Origin of the sequence: Paenibacillus validus NBRC 15382 (genome assembly GCF_004000985.1) — a bacterium.
Taxonomy (GTDB): Bacteria; Bacillota; Bacilli; order Paenibacillales; family NBRC-103111; genus Paenibacillus_G; species Paenibacillus_G validus.
The window spans coordinates 60290-80482 of record NZ_BIMH01000010.1 but is presented as its reverse complement, the minus strand read 5'-3'; the positions used below and the strand labels follow the sequence as shown (position 1 = coordinate 80482).

Below are 20193 nucleotides of genomic sequence, written 5' to 3'. Positions count from 1 at the left end.
CTCCTTTACGCTAAATAATCCGCTTTTTGCTCTTCCAGGTGCTGAGGCGTCGTCTCGAACATGCTGTCGATCAAGCCCGCAACCGTCATTTTCTCGGTCGTTTCCGCCTTCTTGATCTGCTCGGCTACCGTATTTTTCGCGTCTTCCACGACAGCCGCTTCTTCTTCCTCCGTCCAGAGGCCTTTGCTCGTCAAGTAGAGGCGGAAGCGGTTCAGCGGATCTCTAAGCTCCCATTCAGCCGTTTCTTCTTTGGTGCGGTATTTGGACGGGTCGTCGCCGGACATCGAGTGCGGCAGGAACCGGTAGGTGATCGCTTCAATCAACGTCGCGCCTTCGCCGCTGCGGCCGCGTTCGGCAGCGTCCTGTACGGCTTTGACAACCGCAAGCACGTCCATGCCGTCCACTTGCACGCCTTCGATACCCGCAGCTACCGCTTTATGAGCAACGGACAAAGCCGCCGTTTGTTTCGAGAATGGCGTGGTAATCGCATAACCGTTGTTTTGCACCATAAAGATCGCCGGCAATTTGAACGCGCCCGCAAAGTTCAGCGCTTCGTAGAAGTCGCCCTCGGATGAACCGCCGTCTCCCGTATACGTGATGGAGACGCGTTTCTCGCCGCGCTTCTTGAACGCCATCGCTACGCCCATCGCATGCAAATATTGAGCGCCGATGATGATTTGCGGCATGAGCACATGCACGCCTTCCGGAATTTGTCCGCCGTGCTGGTGGCCGCGGGAATACAGGAACGCTTGGTACATCGGCAAGCCGTGCCATACGATTTGCGGCATATCCCGGTAGCCCGGGCAAATGAAATCGTCTTGATTCAGCGCGAATTCGCTGCCGATCATCGTCGCTTCCTGACCGGATACCGGCGCATAGAAGCCGAGACGTCCTTGGCGTGTCAAGTTCACGGCACGTTGGTCCCACGTTCTGGTGAATACCATGCGCCGCATCAGCTCGCGCAATTGCTCGTCTGTCAATTTCGGCATCGCTTCCGGATTGACCACTTGGCCGTCGGAACCGAGAACGGATAACGGCTGCACTTCTTGTACGCCAACGATATATGGCTTACTCATCAGATAAGTCACCTCTTACAGTTAATGTTGGAACAGGGGCAATATCGAAAAAACACAAATTCTGTTATAGTAGTATTATAAACCTGTTTTTGCAAATAACACAAGAACTATCCTGATAAATATGATTTTTTTCACAAATACTAACTATAACAGTTTCACAAAATGAATAGTACAGTGGGTGAAAATTGTGAAAACTATTATAATACAAACGGAGGTATCGACCGATGGAAGAAGACGTCTACTATAAACGAACGATCGTCAAAGAGCTTGTCCCGTCCACATATTTAGGCGAAAACCGCGCGCTGCGCATCTATCTGCCGCCCGGTTACAATGAGCTTCTGTCCTATCCCGTTATTTACTGCCAGGACGGCGAAGATTTTTTTAATTTCGGGCGAATCGCCACCGCCATGAACCGGCTGATCTACGATCACAACGCCGATCCAGCGATTATCGTCGGCGTCGACGTCGACAAAAGCGTTCGGACGAGCGAATATGCGCCGGGCGGCGAACGTTTCGCGGCCTACTGCCGGTTTTTCGCAGAAGAGCTGCTGCCCTTCACTGAACATCATTACCCGGTACGCACCGATTCAAACGAACGGATACTTGCCGGCGACTCGCTGGGCGGAACGGTCTCGCTGCATCTTGCCTTAGATTATCCTAGCCTATTTAAGCAAGTTATATCCTTATCCGGAGCATTTTTGCAGTCAACCCAGGCACGGATCGCCGAAGAGCGCGATTTGTCCTGGCTGTCTTTGTCCATGCTCATCGGCACGGAAGAAACAGAGGTCTCCACCGGCCGCGGCACGTTCGACTTCCTCGAGGCAAACCGCATAACAAAACAGCTCCTCGTCGCGAGGAGCTGCCAGCTTGAATATATGGAGAAGCCCGGCAAGCATCTGTGGGGCTTCTGGCAGCAGGAGCTGCCTGCGATGTTATTGCGGTTTCTCTAGAATGCCGTAACGCGCGCGCATCTGTTCGGCCATCTCCCGCACCTCGGCGGCTTGCGGAAGCCACAGCTTGGCGGAAGCCGCGGCCAGCCCGGCCTCGCTTTGCCGCTCGCGAACGACGCGTTTCACCGCATCGGCGAACGCCGCGGCGCCACCGAACCGCTCGCCGAGCAGCTCGGTCAGGCTCGCCATGCTGTCCTCCGTCACCCGCGGATAGGCCGCATCGGCCGCTGCGCCTTCGGCCGCCCGCTCGTAGAACGCACGCGCGAGCCGCGCTTTAGCGGCACCCGCGCCTTCGGCCACTACGAACGCCTGCACGACATACGCGTGCTGCTGTCTCCGCTGGGCGATGCCGCAAAACTTGCGGCCGCCGATGCTGAGGTCGAAATCGCCGGGACAGTACGCTCCGACGATTTCGCCCTTATCGACGCCGCCCCCGGCTTCGCGGAGCGCAGTCGCGATCAATTCGTACATCGTCTCGAAATCGTCGCGGAAATCAAGGTCTCCCTTTCTCCGCTTGGCACGGATGAACGAGACGTTCACCACCCCAAGATCCAGGGGCACAGCCGCCCCGCCGGAGTTGCGCACCGCGACGTTGTAGCCCTGAGCCTGGAGCCAACGGGTCGCTTGCGGCGCCCCCGGCAGCCGGCTGTCGCGCAGCCCCATCACGAACGCTCGCGGATGCCGCCACAGATGGACGATGGAAGGCCCTCCTTCGCCCGCATAACGGCAAAGCAATTCCTCAAGCGCGAACGGATACAGCACGTCCGCTTCGCCGAGCTCGTCGGTGCGGTCCAGGACCAGCACGCCTTCCCACCCGCTCGGCTGATGGCCCGTATCGTCTTTGTTCAGTGGTTCGTATGCGCGTTCCATGCCCGTTCCCCTTTTCCCCATCTTGTTCCTCTCATTGTAAAGAGGATCCTCTTGGGATTCAAGGGAAGCTTACCAGAAATCTGTGCCGCATCAGCTTGTCGCGTCTTCCAGCCCTTCGATCTTCGCCTGTCCCCAAGGGGCCACTTTCACATGCACGATCAGCTGCGCGGCTTTTTCCTCAAGCTCTTTGCCCGTATTCTCCGGGACGTAATACTTCTCAATGCCGTAGCTCACCCGGAAGCCGCCTTCGTATCTGTTATCCCACGTGTACAGGGCGCGCGCTTTCAGCGTCACCTCGCCCGCTCCGACCGGCGGCTTCGCATCGTAAGCCGCCACGGGCTCGTATACGCCGTCGGCCCCCGGCTTCACGACGACGTATACGGCGTCCCCGCGCTTGACCTGCCGGTCCGAGCCTTTCCACATCGCAGGCGTAACCGTATTGATATCATATGCCAGCGTGACGTAATCGCCGTACAACAAATCGCGCGGGTCGACGGGTACGGTGCGGATCCGGATGTCCTGGCCGTACCAGCCGACGGCGTAGTACGAGATCGCGATGCCGGCGAGCACAAGCGTTTGCAGCAAGGCGAACAGCGCGACCAGCCGCGACCGTCTTTTCTTCAAGTTCATCGCCCCGTTAGGCATCCCGGTTCCCCTCCCCCGCATCGTGTAACACCTGTTTGTTTTTTCGGTTCAAGAACCAGCTCAAGCCGATCAGGAGAACGCCCCCGATGATGAAAAAGAGCGATTTGTCCATAAAGTCCCACGTCAGCTTGCCGTAAGCGACGAGCGTGCTGCAAATGAACAGCGCCGTCCCGAAGTTGATTTTGAACCGCCAGCTTTCGGCATAGCCCCGCCACAGCACGTACAGCGAGAAGAAGAACAGCGACAGCAAATACATCACGTATATACCGGCGCTCAAGTAGAAGAACGGAACGAACAGCACCCATTCGTATGCGGTCGACAACCGCCCCCGCATCGATTTGCCGGCCAGCGAAGCAGCGAACAGCACGCCCAGCGCGCTCAGGTAGGCCAGCGGCTCCGGACTTAGCCCTTCGCGCAGCGAACGTTCGCTCCACTCGCCGCCGATCAGCACCATGAACACGCCGAACACGAACGCGGCGGCGAGCGGCGCAGCTTGAAGCGCGTAGGCGCCGCGGCGCTCCTTCAACCAGTCCCCCAACACATACAGCGCAAGCGCCGGGATAAACATCCACATGAATTTATACTCTTCCGACAGCACCCACATGAGCGCATGCGCCGTGACACTTAAGCTGAAGCACCATACGAGCAGATCGCTGCGGAACTTCCAGCCGTAATAGCCAAGTCCCGCCGCCATGAGAAGAAAGGCGGTATAGCTGAAGCTGCCGAACGAAGCGACGCTGTAGACCTGCGCCGCATCGAACAACAGCAGCGCCAGCAAGTACAAGTAACGGCTGCGGTACATGTACGCGGCCAAAGCACCCGCCGCCGCCCATAGAATGAACGACCCGGCATTGTAAGCGACCAAATGGAACATTTGACCGATCAGGATGATGCCGCCGCCGAAGCTGACGACCCCGAGACCGGCGAGCGCAATCCCCAGCTTCTGCGCGCCTCGCCGCGTCGCCGCCTCGCCGCCAGCGTAAAATCCGCACATGACGAGCACGATCAGCAGAAGCCGGAGCAGTTGGGGAATATCCTGCCAGTTTGCTGCAATAAAGCTCAAAATACCGAGACCGACCAACACGCTTCCCAAAATCGGAAGCAGGCCGACCGCATGCTTTTTATCCTCATAGAGTCCGATAATCCGATCGGCCTGCTCACGGGTGACAATTCCTTGATCGACCCAGGCCGACGCTTCGCGTTCCACCCATTTTTTGCTCAAGCGTATCACCTCTTGTCCGGACCGCATTCCAGTATGCCGTCCTGATACTTTCAGTATAGCGAAGAACGAGGCCGAGAACAGTACTAACTTCGGCTAGTACCTGCCCATTTTTCCATCAGTGGGTGCAGGAAAACTCCGAACTATCTTATTCAAATTTACCCTCTGCTACATTATAATGAATCTAGCTTCTTATTTTTCTATTTGGCGTTGCCCCCGGAGGGATTGTTCCTATATGATGTCCAGAAGACTTTTTGTCAAGCAATTGCTTGGCCTGCTTGCCTTAATGACCGGAGGCGCAGCCGCTACCCGGTTATTCGGAAAAGCCGCCCCCGGCGATCCAGCCGCTCCGCCGGTGCAGCCCGAGCTGCCGGTCCCGGCCCCTGCGAGCCAACCCGCAGCTTCCGGCGCGCCGCTGCTGTCCTTCTTCCTGCTCAGCGATCTGCATATCAGCGCAGCCGATTCGAGCATAGGCGATAAGCTGCACCTCGCGTTGAAAGACGTGAGCAATTTCGAATCAAGCGTCGATACGATCGTCTTCGGCGGCGACTTGACCGACTTCGCCCGCGATATCGAGTACAATCAGCTGAAAAAAATATTGGGCGCCTACAAGCTGCCTCCTTATTACGCGAATATGGGCAATCATGACTATTACGATATTTGGTTGACGGACCGCGGCGCTTTCTCCACCGAGACGATGCCCAACGGCAAGACGGATGCAATGGCGCGGGAGCGGTTCATGCGCTTTTTCGGGTATAAGGATAAACCGTATACAGACGTATGGGTGAACGGCGTACACCTCATCTTGCTCTCACAGGAGGCGTACGTGCAGGAGAAGCCCGATGTCGGCGAGGGCGCCTGGTATTCGGACGAACAGCTCGCCTGGCTGGAGGATAAAATGAAGGCGCACGCGGACGGCAAACCGGCGCTCGTGTTCATCCATCAGCCCCTGCCCGCACCCGGAACCGACGGCGGCACGCACCGGCTCATTCGCGCCAAACGGTTCCGCGCCATTCTCGAACCGTACCGCAACGTCTTCGTGTTCTCCGGACATTCCCACCGGACCTTTGTGAACGAGAACCATTACAATCAGGAGAACACGTTCCACTGGTTCAACAACGCCTCCGTCGGCAAAACCAGGGGCGGCACGAGCGGCACGCCGACCGTTCAAGGCATGTACGTGCAGGTGTACCCGCACCAAGTCGTCGTGAAAGGCCGGGAGTTCACCGACCGTTCGTGGATTCCGGGCGCGGAATGGACCGTGCCGTTGCGCGTGTAGACGAAGCGGGCGCGGTGTTCAAGGCGATCAACGCCTCCAACGCTTTCGACACAAAATGGGCTTCGCTCCTTCGAGCCAGCCCGTCATCTATTCATGCAATCGATCATACCCGTAAACCGCATCCCCGTGCACATACTTGAGCTTGGCGGCTTCGTTCCGGCCTGACGGATCCTCCGCCGGCGTAATGACCGAGAAAACCGCAAGTCCCTTCTTCTGCTCCCGGGCCAGCCATCCTACGCGCTCTTTCATCGCGGTTGGTTCACCCGGCTGGGGAAAAAGCGGAACGGTGGTTGTAAGCCTGCTTCTGGAATCTGTCCGATCTTCGGATAGATTCTTTTTTTATCCATGTAGGAAATAGGCAAATGTTGTCGAATGTAAATATGAATTGAACTATCGATGTATCGAATTTGTTGCAAAAGGTGATGAACGGTCGTGGATTTTGTTACCCAATTACTATTGAATATGCTCCTTGTCGTAACTCCGGTCATGATGTACCCCTTGTTCTGGATCGATCGTCTGCAGCACATCGACGACACCGGAAACCGGTGGGCCGCCGCCGCTCTCGCCGCCCTCTCGGCCGTGCTCAGCATGACGTATCCGGTTCAACTGGCCGACGGCTTCCAATACGACATGCGCTTTATCGCGCTTACCGCCTGTTTCATGTATACAGGAACGCTTCCTACGCTGGCGGTCTTCGCCGTCGTTGTGCTCTACCGGTTTATGGAGGGGGGCGCCGGCGCTTACGTTTCGCTCGCCATCACCGCAGTCGTCTTCCTCTTCTTGTGGGCCGTGAAGCGCAAAATTCATCCGTCCGCGCTGCTGCAAAAGCCGCTTGTCGCGGGATGGATCGGCCTGGCCGTTGTCGCCATTACCGCGGTCTTATCGATACCGTTCGCGGGACTCGGCCGCATGGTTTATAGTCCGGAAATCGCGCTTTTTTTTGTCGCCTATGCGCTGACTTATATGGGGACTTCGGTCATTATCGTATGTATCGTCCGGCAAATTCGCATCAATCTCGATTTGCGCAAGCAAATCCAGCAGCGCGACAAAATGAACCTGTTGAGCGAGCTGGCCGCTTCGTTTGCCCACGAAATCCGCAATCCAATGACGGTTGCGCGGGGATTCGTGCAGATGATGAAGCAGCGCGAGCTTACCGAAGAGAAGCGGCAGGTCTACAACCAGATGGTGCTTGACGAACTGGATCGCGCCCAGTCGATCATCAACGACTACTTGTCGTTCGCCAGACCGCAAATGGAAGCGCTGGAGCTGCTGGACGCCAAGCAGCTTGTGCTTCGGGCGCTGGAGCAGCTCGACACCTTCGCTCAACTGCGGAACGTCCGCATCGAAGTCGATCTGCAGGACAAGCTGATGATCAGCGCGAACGCGGACAAATTGACCCAGTGCATCGTCCACTTGTGCCGGAACGGCATCGAATCGATGCCGGGCGGGGGCATCCTGCGCATCATCGGGTCCGTGCAATCGTCCCGCGTCAGCATCGACATCATCGACCAGGGCATCGGGATGACCGAGGATGAAGTCGGACGTCTCGGCACTCCTTATTACACGACGCGGGGGAAAGGAACCGGACTCGGCATGATGGTGACCTACCGCGTCATTCAGAACATTCAAGGCCGTATCGATGTCACGAGCGAGCAGGGGAAAGGCACCTGTTTTACAATCACGCTCCCTTCGCTGCAGCCGAGCAGCTATCATTGATCAGCCTCCGCCAGTATGTCCATCGCTTCTTGAAAAAGAAGGATGGACTTATTTTTCGTTCCTGCCGGCACATGCCGAATGAGGACGGCAACGGCGTATTTCGGATGGTCCGCCGGTCCGTATCCGATAAACCAATGATTCTCGCCGGGCTTGCCGCCGGCCAGCTGCACTTGCGCCGTCCCGGACTTGCCGGCCACCGGCCACTTGGCGGCTTGCAGCGCGCTGCCGGTGCCGTGGTCCACGACTTGCGTCATCCAGCCCAGCATCGTCTTCGCCGTCGCCTGATGAATGGACGGGAACGCTTCCGCATCTGCTGCATGACGCGAATCGAACCGCTCGTATAACCTTTCGTTCCGGAACCGAACCTCTTGCACGACCCGCGGCGACAGCACCTGGCCGCCGTGGAACAGCGTTACGACAAGATTGGCCGCCTGCAGCGGGGTGAGCAGCACGTCACGTTGGCCGATCGCCGTCTGGACGAGCGCCCCCGCGTCTTTACGGTCGGTCGATGCGGCATACACTTGACCGGCTTCTTCCCCGTCCAGCTGCCGGAATCCCGCCGCCGCTGACGTATCCCCGAGCCAGCCGACCCGGTTCGTCAGGCCAAGCGATTGCGCATAGCGCTCCAGTCGTTCTCCGCCAAGCCGCTGCGCGACTTCCGCGAACACGATATTGCACGACTGGGCGAAGCCCTCCTCAAGCGTAAGCGTGCCGTGTCCCTCCTTCTTCCAGCACGTAAAGCCGAATTTCCCGAGCTCCCCGTCGCAATGAAACGTTTCGCCGGGCTTGACGACGTGTTCGTCCATCGCGGCCGCAGCGGTCACCGTCTTAAATATGGAACCCGGCGTCTCCGCCTTTAAAGCGCGATTGCCCCAGCCCGCCTCATTCGCCATATCGACGTGTTCCGGCTGAAAGCTCGGGCGGCTGGCCATCGCGATAACGTCGGCGTTTTCGATATCCATCACAACGACAGCCCCGTCGCGAATAGCCCATTGCTCCAGCTTGCCTTCGATACGCTCCTGCAGCTTGCGGTCCAAGGTTGTGACAATTTTCAACGGATAATACGGGTTGCCCGGCGTTACGGTGCGAATATCCAGCCCCGGAAGCGGCCGCCTTGCCGCATCCGTAAACAGCGACACCGAGGTTGCGCCGATCCCGCGCAGCCACGGCTCGAACGTTTTCTCCAGTCCGGCGTTGCCGATTTTGCTCGTCAATTGCAGCTCGCCCTTATGGAACTGGTCTGTGAATTGCTTCGTGATCCGTTCCGGGTTTTGCCCGATATACCCGATGACCTGGGCTGCAGGCTGGCGCCTGTCGTACCGTTCCTTATACGTCGTCACGCGTAAATCGGGAAGCCCTAGCGCGTCAAGCCGCTGCGCCTGATCCTCGGTCAGGGCAGCCGCTCTGCCATCGACCGTCCAAATTTGAGGCGCCGTAAGCGAATCCAAAAAAACGGTCAGCTGCCGCTCCGGGACGCCAAGCACCTTCGCCGCTCGGGCAAGTGATGCTTCTCGTTCGGCGGCGCCGCTCGGGTCCGTTTCAATCGGAAATGCGGTCAGCACCCGCATCGTCTTCCCCGTGAGCGATACGCCGTTGCGGTCCACAAAGTCACCCCGTCCGCTGTCGAGCACGATTCCCTGTTCCCGCTGCACAACCGAATTTTCAACCAGATCGATCCCCCGGTCGGTCAAATGCGTAGCGGAGGCGACCTGGATCCAAAACAGCCGTACGTTCCAGCCGATCAAAACAAGAACGATGCCTATCAAAACGGTAAAAATACGGTTTTTTTTCAAGGTTGACGATTCATGCTCGCTCATGGCACTCACCTGCTCGCTTCGCGCTTGTGCTGTTTTCTTCCAGTATGCGCATATACAAGCTTCGACAAACGCGGCAGAGCTTGAAGTCAAAGCCGCCACGCCTTCAATCCCATGAAATGGAAAAAAGCGCCCGCCTCTCCGCAGAGGCAAGCGCCGTAACGTGAACCGATCACTCGGTCTATACTTGGAATTTGGATAACGATTCTTTCAAGGAATTGGACAGCTCCTCCAGCTTGTCGGACAGCTTGACGAGTCCGGTGGAAACGTTGAGCTGCTCCGAGCTGAGCGATGCCACTTCCTCCGAAGTGGCCGACGACTGCTGCGCCACCGCGCTGACGTTAGCCATCGCATCGCTAAGCACCGATTGGGACGATTCCAATTGACTGATCGACTCGGTCACTTCGGACAGGCGCTCGATAAAGCCTGCCATTTGCGTATCAACCTGCTTGAAGATGGAATCCGCTTCCTTAACCGACGAAATTTGCTCTTGGAAAATCGGATACGCTTGCGACAACACCTGCACCGTCTCGTCAATTTCCTTCTGAATTTGCTCCGTGATTTGCCCGACGATCGCAATCGACTGACGGGATTGATCGGCCAGCTTGCGGATTTCATCGGCCACGACCATAAAGCCTTTGCCTGCCGCGCCGGCTCGAGCCGCTTCGATGGTCGCATTCAAGGATAGAATGTTCGTTTGCTTCGTCATATTGCCGAGCACGTCGAGAATTTTACGAATGGAGCGCGTGCTTTCTTTTAAATTATCGACTTTCTCCACCATGGAGCGGGTCATCGATTCCGTTTCGTTCGTTTTGCCGATCAGCTCGCTCATATAAGTGATCCCTTGCTTACTCGAGCCTTGTACTTCGCCGGCTGACGTGCCCATGATCACGTTCGCTTCCACGACACTTTTCATCTGCTTGGCGATGTTGTGCGTCAATTCGTTGCCTCGCTCGGACTCGACCGCCAAGCTGGATGCGCCGTTGGCGATTTCCTCGGTCGCGATCGAGATATCTTTGGCGGACATCGCCGTTCTCTTCGACGCATCGGACAAGTCGGCCGCCGTCTGCAGCACCTCTTGCGCGGAAGCGTTCGTTTGCTGCACAAGCGCCGTAATTTTCTCCATCATTTGGTTGAAGCTGACGCTAAGCTGCCCGATTTCGTCCTGGCTCTTCACATCCATACGGACGCGCAGATTGCCCTGCTCGCCTTCCTTCATCAGGTTGCGCAGCAGCACGAGCGGACGCCCGATCATGCGGGCGATGAAGTAACCGATGATAACGGCAATGACCATCGCCCCGAGCGCCATGCCAAGCGTCAGGTTGAAAATGACCGAAGCGTCTCTGACCAATTCGTTGACCGGCATATAACCGATGAAGTTCCATCCGTTAACCTGCGATTTGTAGTACACGATCTGGTAATCGCCCTTAATGCTGGTCAGCTTGCCGTTCCCCTCTTTGAAAGCGTCTTCGGGCACATCCAGCTTGCTTTCTTTGCCGAGCTGTTCCTGATTCGGGGAGTACACGTATGTATTCGTATCGGAAACGATGATCGTGCTTCCGCCTTCGCCCATGCTGATGCTTTCGGTTTCCCGGCCGATCGTATCGACGCCGATTTCGATCAGCAGCACACCGGTAATTTGACTCGTCGACGGGCTTTTCAGTATGCGGCCCAGGGCGAACGTCGGCTGCGCGTTCCCCAGAACGCCGTCGGTGAATCCTTTCTCCTGTGTACTAAGCCAGACCGCCTGACCGTTGCCCTCGATGATTTTCTTGAACCAGTCCTTCTCGGCCCGGCTGTCGTTGCCCATCGTATTGGCCGTCGAACTTATAGGTTCGCCCGTTTCCGTCAGCAAATGCACGGCTTTAATGCTTTTATTAGAGAAAGCATAAACATTCAGCTTCTCGTTCACTAACCGGTTCAAGTTCATATAATCGTATGTATCTCGTCCTGTTGCGCGAAGATTCGTGATCGTTGCCCGCAAATCTTCGTTCAGCATCATCTGCATGGTCAAATCTTCGAAGGTCGAATAGATCAGGTCAAGCTTCGATCCCGCTTGAATGATTGTTTGCTCCGAAGCGTCCGCCACTTTGTTCTGAAGGACTTGCTTGGACTTGTAATAAGAAGTCAAGCCAACCGTCAACACAAAAAACAAGATGCAGAAGAAAAAAATCAAGAACAGCTTCGCCCCGACGGATTTCATAAGATGGGTCATCCGCATGTTCTGTAAGGATTCGGCGACAGAACCGGCAGCGCTTGTGCCAGACCGCTTAGACCGGGATGTTTGTGCAGCAAGTTTCATTTGTGCGCTTTTGCCGAATTTTTGCAGGCTTACAAGTAGTGAAGACAACCTATTCTTCACAGGAAACACCACCTAATTCATTTTGGTTTCAAATCATTTTCTTGTTGCTTCTAGGTACAAGAACCTATTCGACATATTAAGCCAAAATCCTCCACCTTTTATGTATTCCTTTCCAATAAACATAGTGCTTGGTGATTAGCCTATGAAAAGGTTTTATAGGCATGTTTATATATATCGGGATAAAGCCCGTCCTTTTGAAGTACTTTTTTGTTCGAATTTCCGGACACGCAAAAAGGCCCGCGAGCGTGAAGCTTGATCGCGGGCCTTTCTTTTTCGCATTTCCGTTATTTGCCGACTCGTTTGCGCATCATATCGAACGGACGAACCGGCTGCTCCACTTTCATCCGAATCAATTGCAGCGGATGGCGGGCGGCGTCAAGCGCCTCTCCGGCCTCGTTCGCGATGCTGGGCACCTGCTGCTTGAAGAATGTGCCGCCCGGGCCGAAAAACTCCACCTCTTGTCCCGGTTTAAAGTGGTTGCGCTGCTGGATGAGCGCTATGCCTTCGGCCGGATCGTAGTCCATCACGACGCCGACGAAGTCGTAAGGCGCCGCTTTGTCCTCCGGCTCGAAGATGTGATCCTCGTGACCCGGTTCGTCGTAGAAAAAGCCGGTGTTCAGCGGACGGTTCGCCGCCTTCTGAATTTCGTACAGCCATTCCGGCTTTAACGTATAATTTTGCGGATCGTCGAAGTACGCGTCGATCGCTTGGCGGTACGCATTCACGACCGTCGCCACGTAGTGGACGCTCTTCATCCGCCCTTCGATCTTGAAGCTGTCGACTCCGGAGCGAATCAGCTCGGGGATGTGCTCGATCATGCACAAGTCTTTCGAGCTCATCGAGAACGGATTGTCACCCTCCTGGAACAACGGCAGCTCCTTGATGCCGATCTGAGACGCAGACGTCCCGCCGAGCTCCTCTTCCGTTGTAAACAGGTCATATTTCCAGCGGCACGACTGCGAACAGCCGCCCCGGTTCGAATCGCGGTCCGTAAAATGGTTCGACAGTACGCACCGGCCTGAATAGGAGCTGCACATCGCGCCATGCACGAACACTTCGATTTCGATGTCCACGTTGCGCTTGATGTCGACGATCTCCTCCATGCTCACTTCGCGCGCCAGCACGACGCGGTCCACGCCGTCTTCCTTCCAGAACTGCACGGCCTGCCAGTTCATCGTCGACTGCTGCGTGCTCAAATGAATTTCCAGCTTCGGCGCCACCCGCCGGCACGTCTCGATAATGATCGGATCGGCTACGATGATCGCGTGTACGCCCGCATCCTGAATGCCGCGCAAATAGTCCTCCAGGCCGTCGATATCCTCGTTGTGCGCAAAAATGTTAGTCGCGACGAACACCTTGGCGCCGTATTTTTCGGCAAACTCAACGCCCTCGCGCATTTCTTCGAATGTGAAATTATCCGCGTTGGAACGCAGCCCGTACTGCTGCCCACCGATATATACCGCATCCGCGCCGTAATGCACGGCGAACTTCAGCTTCTCCAGGCTGCCCGCAGGAGCCAGCAGCTCCGGTTTATCCAGACGCACGCGTTTGCCCAGCAGCTCTTGATTGATTAATGTCATCGCACTCACCCCATTTCGTGTAACGCTTCTTAGTATACTTGCTCTTTATAGAAGAACCCGTACGACAGCTCGCGCCGCGGATCCTGCAGCTTGCGAATCGCCTCCAGCCACTCTTCCTGGAACCGGTAACCGCCCGGGTCCGCCGTATAGGCGTCGATCGCTTGTCTGTAGCTGCGCAGCACCGTTTCGTTGTAGGCCGGCGTCTTCAAGAGCGACTCCACCTTCAAGCAGTCGATGCCGCCTTCCAGCAGCTCGTGAAGGCTGTCCAGCATGCAGACATCGTCCGAGCTCATAATGTGCGTGCCGTTCACATCCTCGTACACCGGATACCGCTCGTTCTGACGCTCCTGCTCGATCAGGAACAAACCTTCATCCATGCCGAGATCCAGCTGTTCCAGCTCTTCGGGACGGCCTTGATGTTCCTTGTAATTCGTCAGCAAGCTCCGCTTCGAGTGGTAAATGTTCGTGATGCCGTGCACCTGCACTTGAACTTCCAGCTCGGGCAGCTGCCGCTTGATCTCCAGCGTCTCCTCGAGGTTCAACTCGCGCGCCAGCACCATCCGGACGGCTCCCTTGCCCGCCCAATACCGGGCCGTCGCGTAGTTGGTCGACGTCATCTCCGCATTCCAATGCAGCTTCATGCCGGGCGCCGCTCTGCGAACGGCGATTAGTACAGCAGGGTCGCCGAAAACGAGCCCGTCGACCTGCACACGGTCCAGCTCTTTCAAATACGTTTCAAGCGGGGCCAGCAGCCCGTTATCCATAAGGTTGTTCACCGCCACATACACACAGGCGTTGCGTGCATGCGCCCAAGGAACAAGCTCTTCAAGCCCGGCTATGGAGATCTCGCCCGGTAAGCGCAGGCCGAAGCGATGCTCGCCTACGACAACGGCGTTTGCACCCGCCTCGATATAACGCTGCGCCTCCCGGACCGTACCGGCCGGGATCAGCAATTCCGGTTTTTTCGTCATGACAGTCACACCTTCTTTCCTTGAGACAACTTTGATCTACTTGTTGCTCTCGGCAATATTTTTCTTATGCTGCTCGAACGTTTCCGCAAACAAGTGCGTTCGGCTGCCGTCCTTCTTCGTCACGTAGAACAAATAGTTCGTCTCGGCGGGGTAAATCGCCGCGTGAATCGAAGCGAGCGACGGGCTGGCGATCGGCCCCGGAGGCAGCCCTTTGTTCAAGTACGTGTTATACGGGCTCTCGATACGCAAATCTTTCTCGAACAGCCGCTCTTTCGGCTTATCGAACAAGTATTGAATCGTGGCGTCAATTTCCAGCTGCTTGTTTTGCTTCAACCGGTTGTGAATAACGCCGCTGACGAGCGCCCGCTCTTCCTCTACCGCCACTTCCCTCTCCACCAAGGAGGCGAGCGTTAACATTTGGTGAAACGAAAGGCCGCGTTCGGCCATCGCCTGCCGCCAGCCTTCGGGCAGCTCCTGCAGCCGTTTGTCCAATTCGCCGACCATCGTGGCGATCATCTCCTGCGCCGAGGCGTCTTTCTTCCACTCGTAGGTTTCGGGGAACAAGTAACCCTCCAGCCGCACCTTCATATTCGGGTCCGCCGGTATGCCCGAAGCCACCGAGTCCCCGGATCCTTGGAATTGCTGCGCCGCCGCTTCGAACGCCTGCGCGTCGACGCCGAGCTGCTGCAGCTTCTCGGCTGTTTGCTTCAGCGTAAAGCCTTCCGGAACGGTGAGGCGTATACCTGCCGACTTCACCGTCTCGCCGCGATTGAACAGCGAGACGATCGCTTCCTTCGACAAGCCGGGCGACAGCTCGTATTCGCCCGCTTGAAACTTGCCGCCCTCGCCCTTCAGCTTCAAGTACCACCTGAAGAGCCGCGCATCGCGGATTAACCCTTTCTCTTCAAGCTGCGAGGCAAGCTCGCTGATCCCCGTTCCGGGAGGGTACGCCACCCGCTTGAGCTCGCTTGACGCCGGAAGCGGCGCAAGCCCGCGGCTGACGTACAGCATCAGCCCTAGCGCGGTCCCAAGGCCGATGAGAATTATGATCATGATTGCTACAATTCCAACACGTTTCAGCGACATCGCCTGCTATCTGCACCTGAAAGGGCGCCGCTCCTTTCTTCTATTCAAACGAAAAAGAGCGGAGAATCTCCGCTCGTGGTATACGGCCAACCTACATTACAACGATTCATCCGCCGGAAACGTCCATTCGTCGAAAAGCTCCGAGACCTCTTCCCACTCGTCGTCGTCTTCGATCGTCTCCAGCGCAAGTTCCCCGTCTTCATTACGCGTTACGCGAAAAACTTCCGGTTCATCCTCTTTGCCCGGCTTCGCCTTCTCCAGCATGGCATAGCCTTGGCCGTTCCTGACAAGCTCCGACACAATGCGGTACACGACGGATTCTTGATGCTCATCATATAAAATAATATCATCTCCGTACGCTTCCCGCAACTGGCGCGTCGGCACCGCTTCCGAGGCCGAATTCGACATGGGCCTCCTCCTTTGCACCTAAGCTTACTTGGACTCTTCTTCGTCTTCCTCGAATTCGTCCATCAGCGTGTTGAACGTTTCTTCGACAATGTTCCATTCTTCTTCATCGTCGATCGTGTACAGCTGCAGATCGTCGCCGTCTTCTTCATAACGGAACGCATACACCTCGTCGGATTCCTCGTCGGCGTCCACAGGGACGACCATCATGTACTTCTTGTCCGAGCCGTCCACTTCGAACTTCATAATCACTTCAAATTCTTCTTCGTTGCCTTCATCATCCGGAATGAATATAATTTCGGGCTCTTCTTCCTGCAACAGCTCTTCGTTCACGTTCTGGTCGTTCTGAGACATGAGTTCTTCACCTCTTCGAGTTGGAGTTGGCATCCATATATCCTTGCAATATGAGCGCGGCCGCCATCTTATCGATGACCTGCTTTCTTTTCTTGCGGCTGACGTCCGCCTCGAGCAGCGTACGCTGCGCGGAGGCGGTGGTCAACCTTTCGTCCCACAAATGTACGGGCAATTGTAGTTTTTCATGTAAACTTTGGGAAAATGCAATGCAAATTTCCCCACGCGGGCCGATCGTGTTGTTCATGTTCTTCGGCAAGCCGACCACGATCTCCGACACGCCGTAATCGCGGATAATTTCGCGCAGCCGGTTCGTGTCCCTCTCTTCCGTCGTACGACGGATGACTTCCAGCCCTTGCGCGGTCCAGCCCAGCTCGTCGCTTACCGCAACGCCGATCGTTTTGTCCCCGTAATCCAAGCCCATTAAGCGCATAACTTGCTCCTGTCCGTCCCTCTTGCGTCCCGCTTCTAAGATTTGTACTGCTGCAAATAGGAACGAACCAGCTCTTCGATCAGTTCGTCCCGTTCCCGTTTGCGAATGATGCTCCGGGCGTTGTTGTGACGCGGAATGTAGGCCGGATCGCCGGAGAGCAGGTAGCCGACAATTTGATTGATCGGATTGTACCCTTTTTCCTGAAGCGCGTCGTACACCGCGAGAATGACTTCTTTGGGCGAGGTTTCGATTTCTTCCGCTTTCATGTTGAATTTCATCGTTTTATCCATAGAACTCATATCTGCGAAGCACCCCCCTGCAAAGTTATTACTGACTTATTCGCCATCGGCCATAAAATTCCTGTTGACAGCGAACATTTATTTGGATGCGACCAGCCGTTCGACCGTTCCGAGGGCTTCCTTCAGCTTGGAGGCGTCTTTACCGCCCGCCTGCGCCATATCCGGACGGCCGCCGCCGCTGCCGCCGCAAGCCGCAGCGACTTCTTTAATCAGCTTGCCGGCATGATAGCCTTGCCCGACCAAATCCTGTGAAACGGCCGCTACCAGATTCACCTTATCTTCCGCCGCAGCGCCGAGCACGATGATGGCCGAACCGAGCTTTTGCTTCATCTGGTCGACGATATTGCGCAGCGATTCCATATCGCCCGCGCTTACTTCGGCCGCAAGCACGTTAACCCCGTTCACGGCTTTGACCTGATCGGTCAGGGAGCCGGCTTCAATGCCGCCCAGCTTCGCTTTCAACGATTCGTTCTCGCGGGAAAGCTCCTTCAATTGGGTGAACAAGCCTTCCACCCGTTTCGGCACGTCCGTAATATTCGACTTCAGCAGGCTTGCCGCATCGCGCAGCAGCTGCAGCTGTCCGTCCAAGTATTGGTAGGCCTGACGCCCGGTCGTCGCTTCGATCCGCCGTATGCCGGAGCCGATGCCGGACTCGCTGACGAGCTTGAACAAGCCGATTTGGCTCGTATTGGACACGTGGCAACCGCCGCACAGCTCCAGGCTGTAACCGCCGATGCGAACGACACGCACAACATCTCCGTATTTTTCCCCGAACAACGCCATAGCGCCCATCGCTCTCGCTTCGGCGATCGGCTTGAGCGAAATGTCCACCTCGAGGCTGTTCCAAATTTGCGCGTTGACCCGCCGCTCGATCTCCTGCAGCTCTTCGGCGGAAATGCTTCCGAAATGCGAGAAGTCGAAACGCAGACGTTCCGGCGCAACGAGCGAGCCCGCTTGATTGACATGGTCGCCCAGCACTTCTTTCAAAGCTTTATGCAAAAGGTGCGTCGCCGTATGATTCTTGATAATGTCCTCGCGGACATCCTGAGTCACGGTTGCCTGCACCGTCTCTCCGCTGCGCAGCACACCGGCCTGGACGACGACGGTATGCACGTGCTGGCCGTGGGGCGCTTTGCCGACCGATTCGACTTTAAGCACGGTATCGCCCGCTGTCATGTAGCCGTGATCGCTGACTTGACCGCCGCTTTCCGCATAGAACGGCGTCCGGTCCAGGATAACCTGACACGTTTCACCCGTTCCGACCAGATCGACGAACTGCTGCTCATGCACGATTGCGATCACTTTAGCACTTGTTACCAAATCAGTATATCCAACAAACTCGCTTTTAACCGTAAAATCAGCCAGCGGTCCGCCCTGCACCTTCATGCTGTCAGACTCCTGGCGTGCCGCGCGGGCGCGGTCCCGCTGCTCCTGCATCGCACGGTCGAACCCTTCGCGGTCCACCGTCAGCCCTTGCTCCGAAGCATAATCCTCCGTCAGATCGAACGGGAATCCGTAGGTATCGTACAGCTTGAAAGCGTCCGATCCGCTGATCGTGGTCAAACCTTCCTTGCGGGCCTTCTCGGTCAACTCGGCCAGAATGGCGAGACCGCCGCCGAGCGTCTCATGGAAACGCTCCTCTTCGGTACGGATCACCTTCTCGATAAATTCGCGCTTCTCCACCACTTCCGGGTAGTACACGCCCATAATTTCGCCTACGACCGGCGTCAACAGGTACAGGAACGGCTTATCCATACCGAGCACCACTTTGCCGTATCGGACCGCACGGCGAAGCAAACGGCGGATGACATAGCCGCGTCCTTCATTGGACGGCAGTACGCCGTCGCCGACGGAGAACGCTACCGTCCGGATATGGTCGGCGATAACTTTGAGCGCGACATCCTGCTCGTCGTTTTCTTTGTATTTGACCCCGGCCAGCTCGCACGTTTTTTGAATGATCGGCTGGAACAGATCGGTGTCAAAGTTCGAATCGACATCTTGCAGAATCGAAGCGAACCGTTCGAGTCCGGCGCCGGTATCGATGTTTTTGTTCGGAAGCGGCGTATAGCTGCCGTCCTTATTATGGTTGAACTGCGAGAATACGAGGTTCCACACCTCGAGGAAGCGCTCGTTCTCGCCGCCCGGCCAGCATTCCGGATCGTTCAGGTCGCCGTATTTGTCGCCGCGGTCGTAAAAAATTTCCGTACACGGTCCGCAAGGCCCTTCGCCGATATCCCAGAAGTTTTCCTGGAGCTTGTAAATTCGCTCTTCCGGAATCCCGATTTTCTTGTTCCAAAGCTCGAACGCTTCCGTATCTTCCGGATATACGGTAACGGAGAGACGCTCCGGATCGAAGCCGATCCATTCTTTGTCGGTCAGAAACTCCCACGCCCACGTGATGACTTCTTCCTTGAAGTAATCGCCGATGGAGAAGTTGCCGAGCATTTCGAAAAAAGTGTGGTGGCGGCGCGTCTTCCCCACGTTCTCGATGTCGTTCGTCCGGATACACTTCTGCGAGTTGGCGATCCGCGGGTTCTCCGGTACGATGCGGCCGTCGAAGTACGGCTTCAGCGGCGCCATCCCGGCGTTGATCCAGAGCAACGACGGGTCGTTGTGAGGCACGAGCGGGGCGCTCGGCTCGATTTTATGGCCTTTGCTTTCAAAAAACTTTAACCATTTGGAACGAATTTCACTAGCTTTCACTTTCGTAAGCCCCCCCTGAATTGAAATGAAACGGGAAAAACAATAAAAAAACGCCCCTGAAAACAGGGACGATTGCTCGCGGTACCACCCTGGTTATTGCACGGCCTTCGCCTGCGCTGTTAACGCTCGGCGGTTCGGTGCAATCTCCTCTTCGCGGACGATAACGGGTCCTTCCGGCGGAGTTTATCCGCGCTCCGAAATGAGCGTTCAGTCGCCCTTCATTAGGAAGACTCTCGCAGCGGACCGCACCCAAGCCCGGCTCTCGGACATGGCCTGCGCCTGCCTTCTCGCCGTATCGGTATGCATCCGAGCCTTCTCTCTGGCTAATGGACTACAACCTACTGAATTTCTTCAACGCTTTCTTGTTTGGAAGCCAAAGCTTTACAAAGCAAAATTATACCTTTCCGACGGCGGGCCTGTCAACCGAGATCCGC

The 20193-nt window shown here is 56.4% G+C and carries 18 protein-coding genes; 3 read left to right on the top strand and 15 right to left on the bottom strand.

The genetic code is table 11. The annotated features are described in order from the left end of the window. Positions 1-5: 5 nt before the first annotated feature. On the bottom strand, positions 6-1076 hold the full coding sequence (gene pdhA / locus PVA01S_RS09595) for a pyruvate dehydrogenase (acetyl-transferring) E1 component subunit alpha (protein ID WP_054798678.1): 1071 nt from the start codon (positions 1074-1076) through the stop codon (positions 6-8). A gap of 224 nt (positions 1077-1300) precedes the next feature. On the opposite strand from pdhA, the gene PVA01S_RS09590 reads away from it, so the two are divergent. After that, on the top strand, positions 1301-2026 hold the full coding sequence (locus PVA01S_RS09590) for an alpha/beta hydrolase (protein WP_127607140.1): 726 nt from the start codon (positions 1301-1303) through the stop codon (positions 2024-2026). On the opposite strand, the gene PVA01S_RS09585 is transcribed toward PVA01S_RS09590, so the two are convergent. The 3 genes from PVA01S_RS09585 to PVA01S_RS09575 all read right to left on the bottom strand — a co-directional run bounded on the left by PVA01S_RS09585 (position 2009) and on the right by PVA01S_RS09575 (position 4763). Then, positions 2009-2896 carry a lipoate--protein ligase family protein gene (locus PVA01S_RS09585; protein WP_127607138.1) on the bottom strand — a complete coding sequence of 296 codons (888 nt, stop codon included), beginning with the start codon at positions 2894-2896 and terminating at the stop codon, positions 2009-2011. The genes PVA01S_RS09590 and PVA01S_RS09585 overlap by 18 nt on opposite strands. Positions 2897-2986: 90 nt before the next feature. Then, a complete protein-coding gene (locus PVA01S_RS09580) occupies positions 2987-3541 on the bottom strand; it encodes a GDYXXLXY domain-containing protein (protein WP_230875898.1) in 555 nt (184 codons plus the stop codon). Beyond that, complete coding sequence (locus PVA01S_RS09575; protein ID WP_127607136.1) at positions 3534-4763, bottom strand: DUF2157 domain-containing protein; 1230 nt, start codon at positions 4761-4763, stop codon at positions 3534-3536. Before PVA01S_RS09575 ends, PVA01S_RS09580 begins: the two co-directional genes overlap by 8 nt. A gap of 232 nt (positions 4764-4995) precedes the next feature. Between PVA01S_RS09575 and PVA01S_RS09570 the strand changes: the two genes are divergently transcribed. Beyond that, on the top strand, positions 4996-6039 hold the full coding sequence (locus PVA01S_RS09570) for a metallophosphoesterase family protein (protein WP_127607134.1): 1044 nt from the start codon (positions 4996-4998) through the stop codon (positions 6037-6039). 87 nt (positions 6040-6126) lie between these two features. Here the strand turns inward: PVA01S_RS09570 and PVA01S_RS26560 are convergent, their stop codons facing one another. Beyond that, a complete protein-coding gene (locus PVA01S_RS26560; protein ID WP_164751785.1) occupies positions 6127-6288 on the bottom strand; it encodes a hypothetical protein in 162 nt (53 codons plus the stop codon). A gap of 183 nt (positions 6289-6471) precedes the next feature. Here PVA01S_RS26560 and PVA01S_RS09565 point away from each other — a divergent pair, with 183 nt between their 5' ends. Further along, positions 6472-7755 carry a sensor histidine kinase gene (locus PVA01S_RS09565; RefSeq protein WP_127607132.1) on the top strand — a complete coding sequence of 428 codons (1284 nt, stop codon included), beginning with the start codon at positions 6472-6474 and terminating at the stop codon, positions 7753-7755. Here the strand turns inward: PVA01S_RS09565 and PVA01S_RS09560 are convergent. The 10 genes from PVA01S_RS09560 to alaS form a co-directional block, all read right to left on the bottom strand. Then, entirely contained in the window at positions 7749-9572 is a 1824-nt protein-coding gene (locus PVA01S_RS09560) for a peptidoglycan D,D-transpeptidase FtsI family protein (protein ID WP_127607130.1), read from the bottom strand. The two genes, PVA01S_RS09565 and PVA01S_RS09560, sit on opposite strands and share 7 nt — an antisense overlap. A gap of 178 nt (positions 9573-9750) precedes the next feature. After that, positions 9751-11772, bottom strand: a complete 2022-nt coding sequence (locus PVA01S_RS09555; RefSeq protein ID WP_230875897.1) for a methyl-accepting chemotaxis protein — start codon at positions 11770-11772, stop codon at positions 9751-9753. Between the two features lie 443 nt (positions 11773-12215). Next, complete coding sequence (locus PVA01S_RS09550; RefSeq protein ID WP_054797866.1) at positions 12216-13511, bottom strand: peptidase U32 family protein; 1296 nt, start codon at positions 13509-13511, stop codon at positions 12216-12218. 29 nt (positions 13512-13540) lie between these two features. Then, positions 13541-14482, bottom strand: a complete 942-nt coding sequence (locus PVA01S_RS09545) for a peptidase U32 family protein (protein ID WP_127607128.1) — start codon at positions 14480-14482, stop codon at positions 13541-13543. Between the two features lie 36 nt (positions 14483-14518). Beyond that, positions 14519-15535 (bottom strand): endolytic transglycosylase MltG, encoded by a 1017-nt coding sequence (gene mltG, locus PVA01S_RS09540; RefSeq protein ID WP_244932930.1) that lies wholly within the window; start codon positions 15533-15535, stop codon positions 14519-14521. 129 nt (positions 15536-15664) lie between these two features. Next, the gene (locus PVA01S_RS09535) at positions 15665-15976 is read right to left on the bottom strand and encodes a DUF1292 domain-containing protein (RefSeq protein WP_127607124.1); all 312 of its coding nucleotides are present in this window, start codon (positions 15974-15976) and stop codon (positions 15665-15667) included. Between the two features lie 24 nt (positions 15977-16000). Continuing rightward, complete coding sequence (locus PVA01S_RS09530) at positions 16001-16327, bottom strand: DUF1292 domain-containing protein (RefSeq protein WP_054797870.1); 327 nt, start codon at positions 16325-16327, stop codon at positions 16001-16003. Between the two features lie 7 nt (positions 16328-16334). Further along, positions 16335-16757: a Holliday junction resolvase RuvX gene (gene ruvX, locus PVA01S_RS09525; RefSeq protein ID WP_127607122.1), complete on the bottom strand. Its 423-nt coding sequence runs from the start codon at positions 16755-16757 to the stop codon at positions 16335-16337. 35 nt (positions 16758-16792) lie between these two features. Further along, positions 16793-17056 (bottom strand): IreB family regulatory phosphoprotein, encoded by a 264-nt coding sequence (locus PVA01S_RS09520; protein WP_054797872.1) that lies wholly within the window; start codon positions 17054-17056, stop codon positions 16793-16795. Positions 17057-17134: 78 nt separating this feature from the next. Next, a complete protein-coding gene (gene alaS / locus PVA01S_RS09515) occupies positions 17135-19759 on the bottom strand; it encodes an alanine--tRNA ligase (RefSeq protein WP_127607120.1) in 2625 nt (874 codons plus the stop codon). Positions 19760-20193 lie beyond the last annotated feature (434 nt).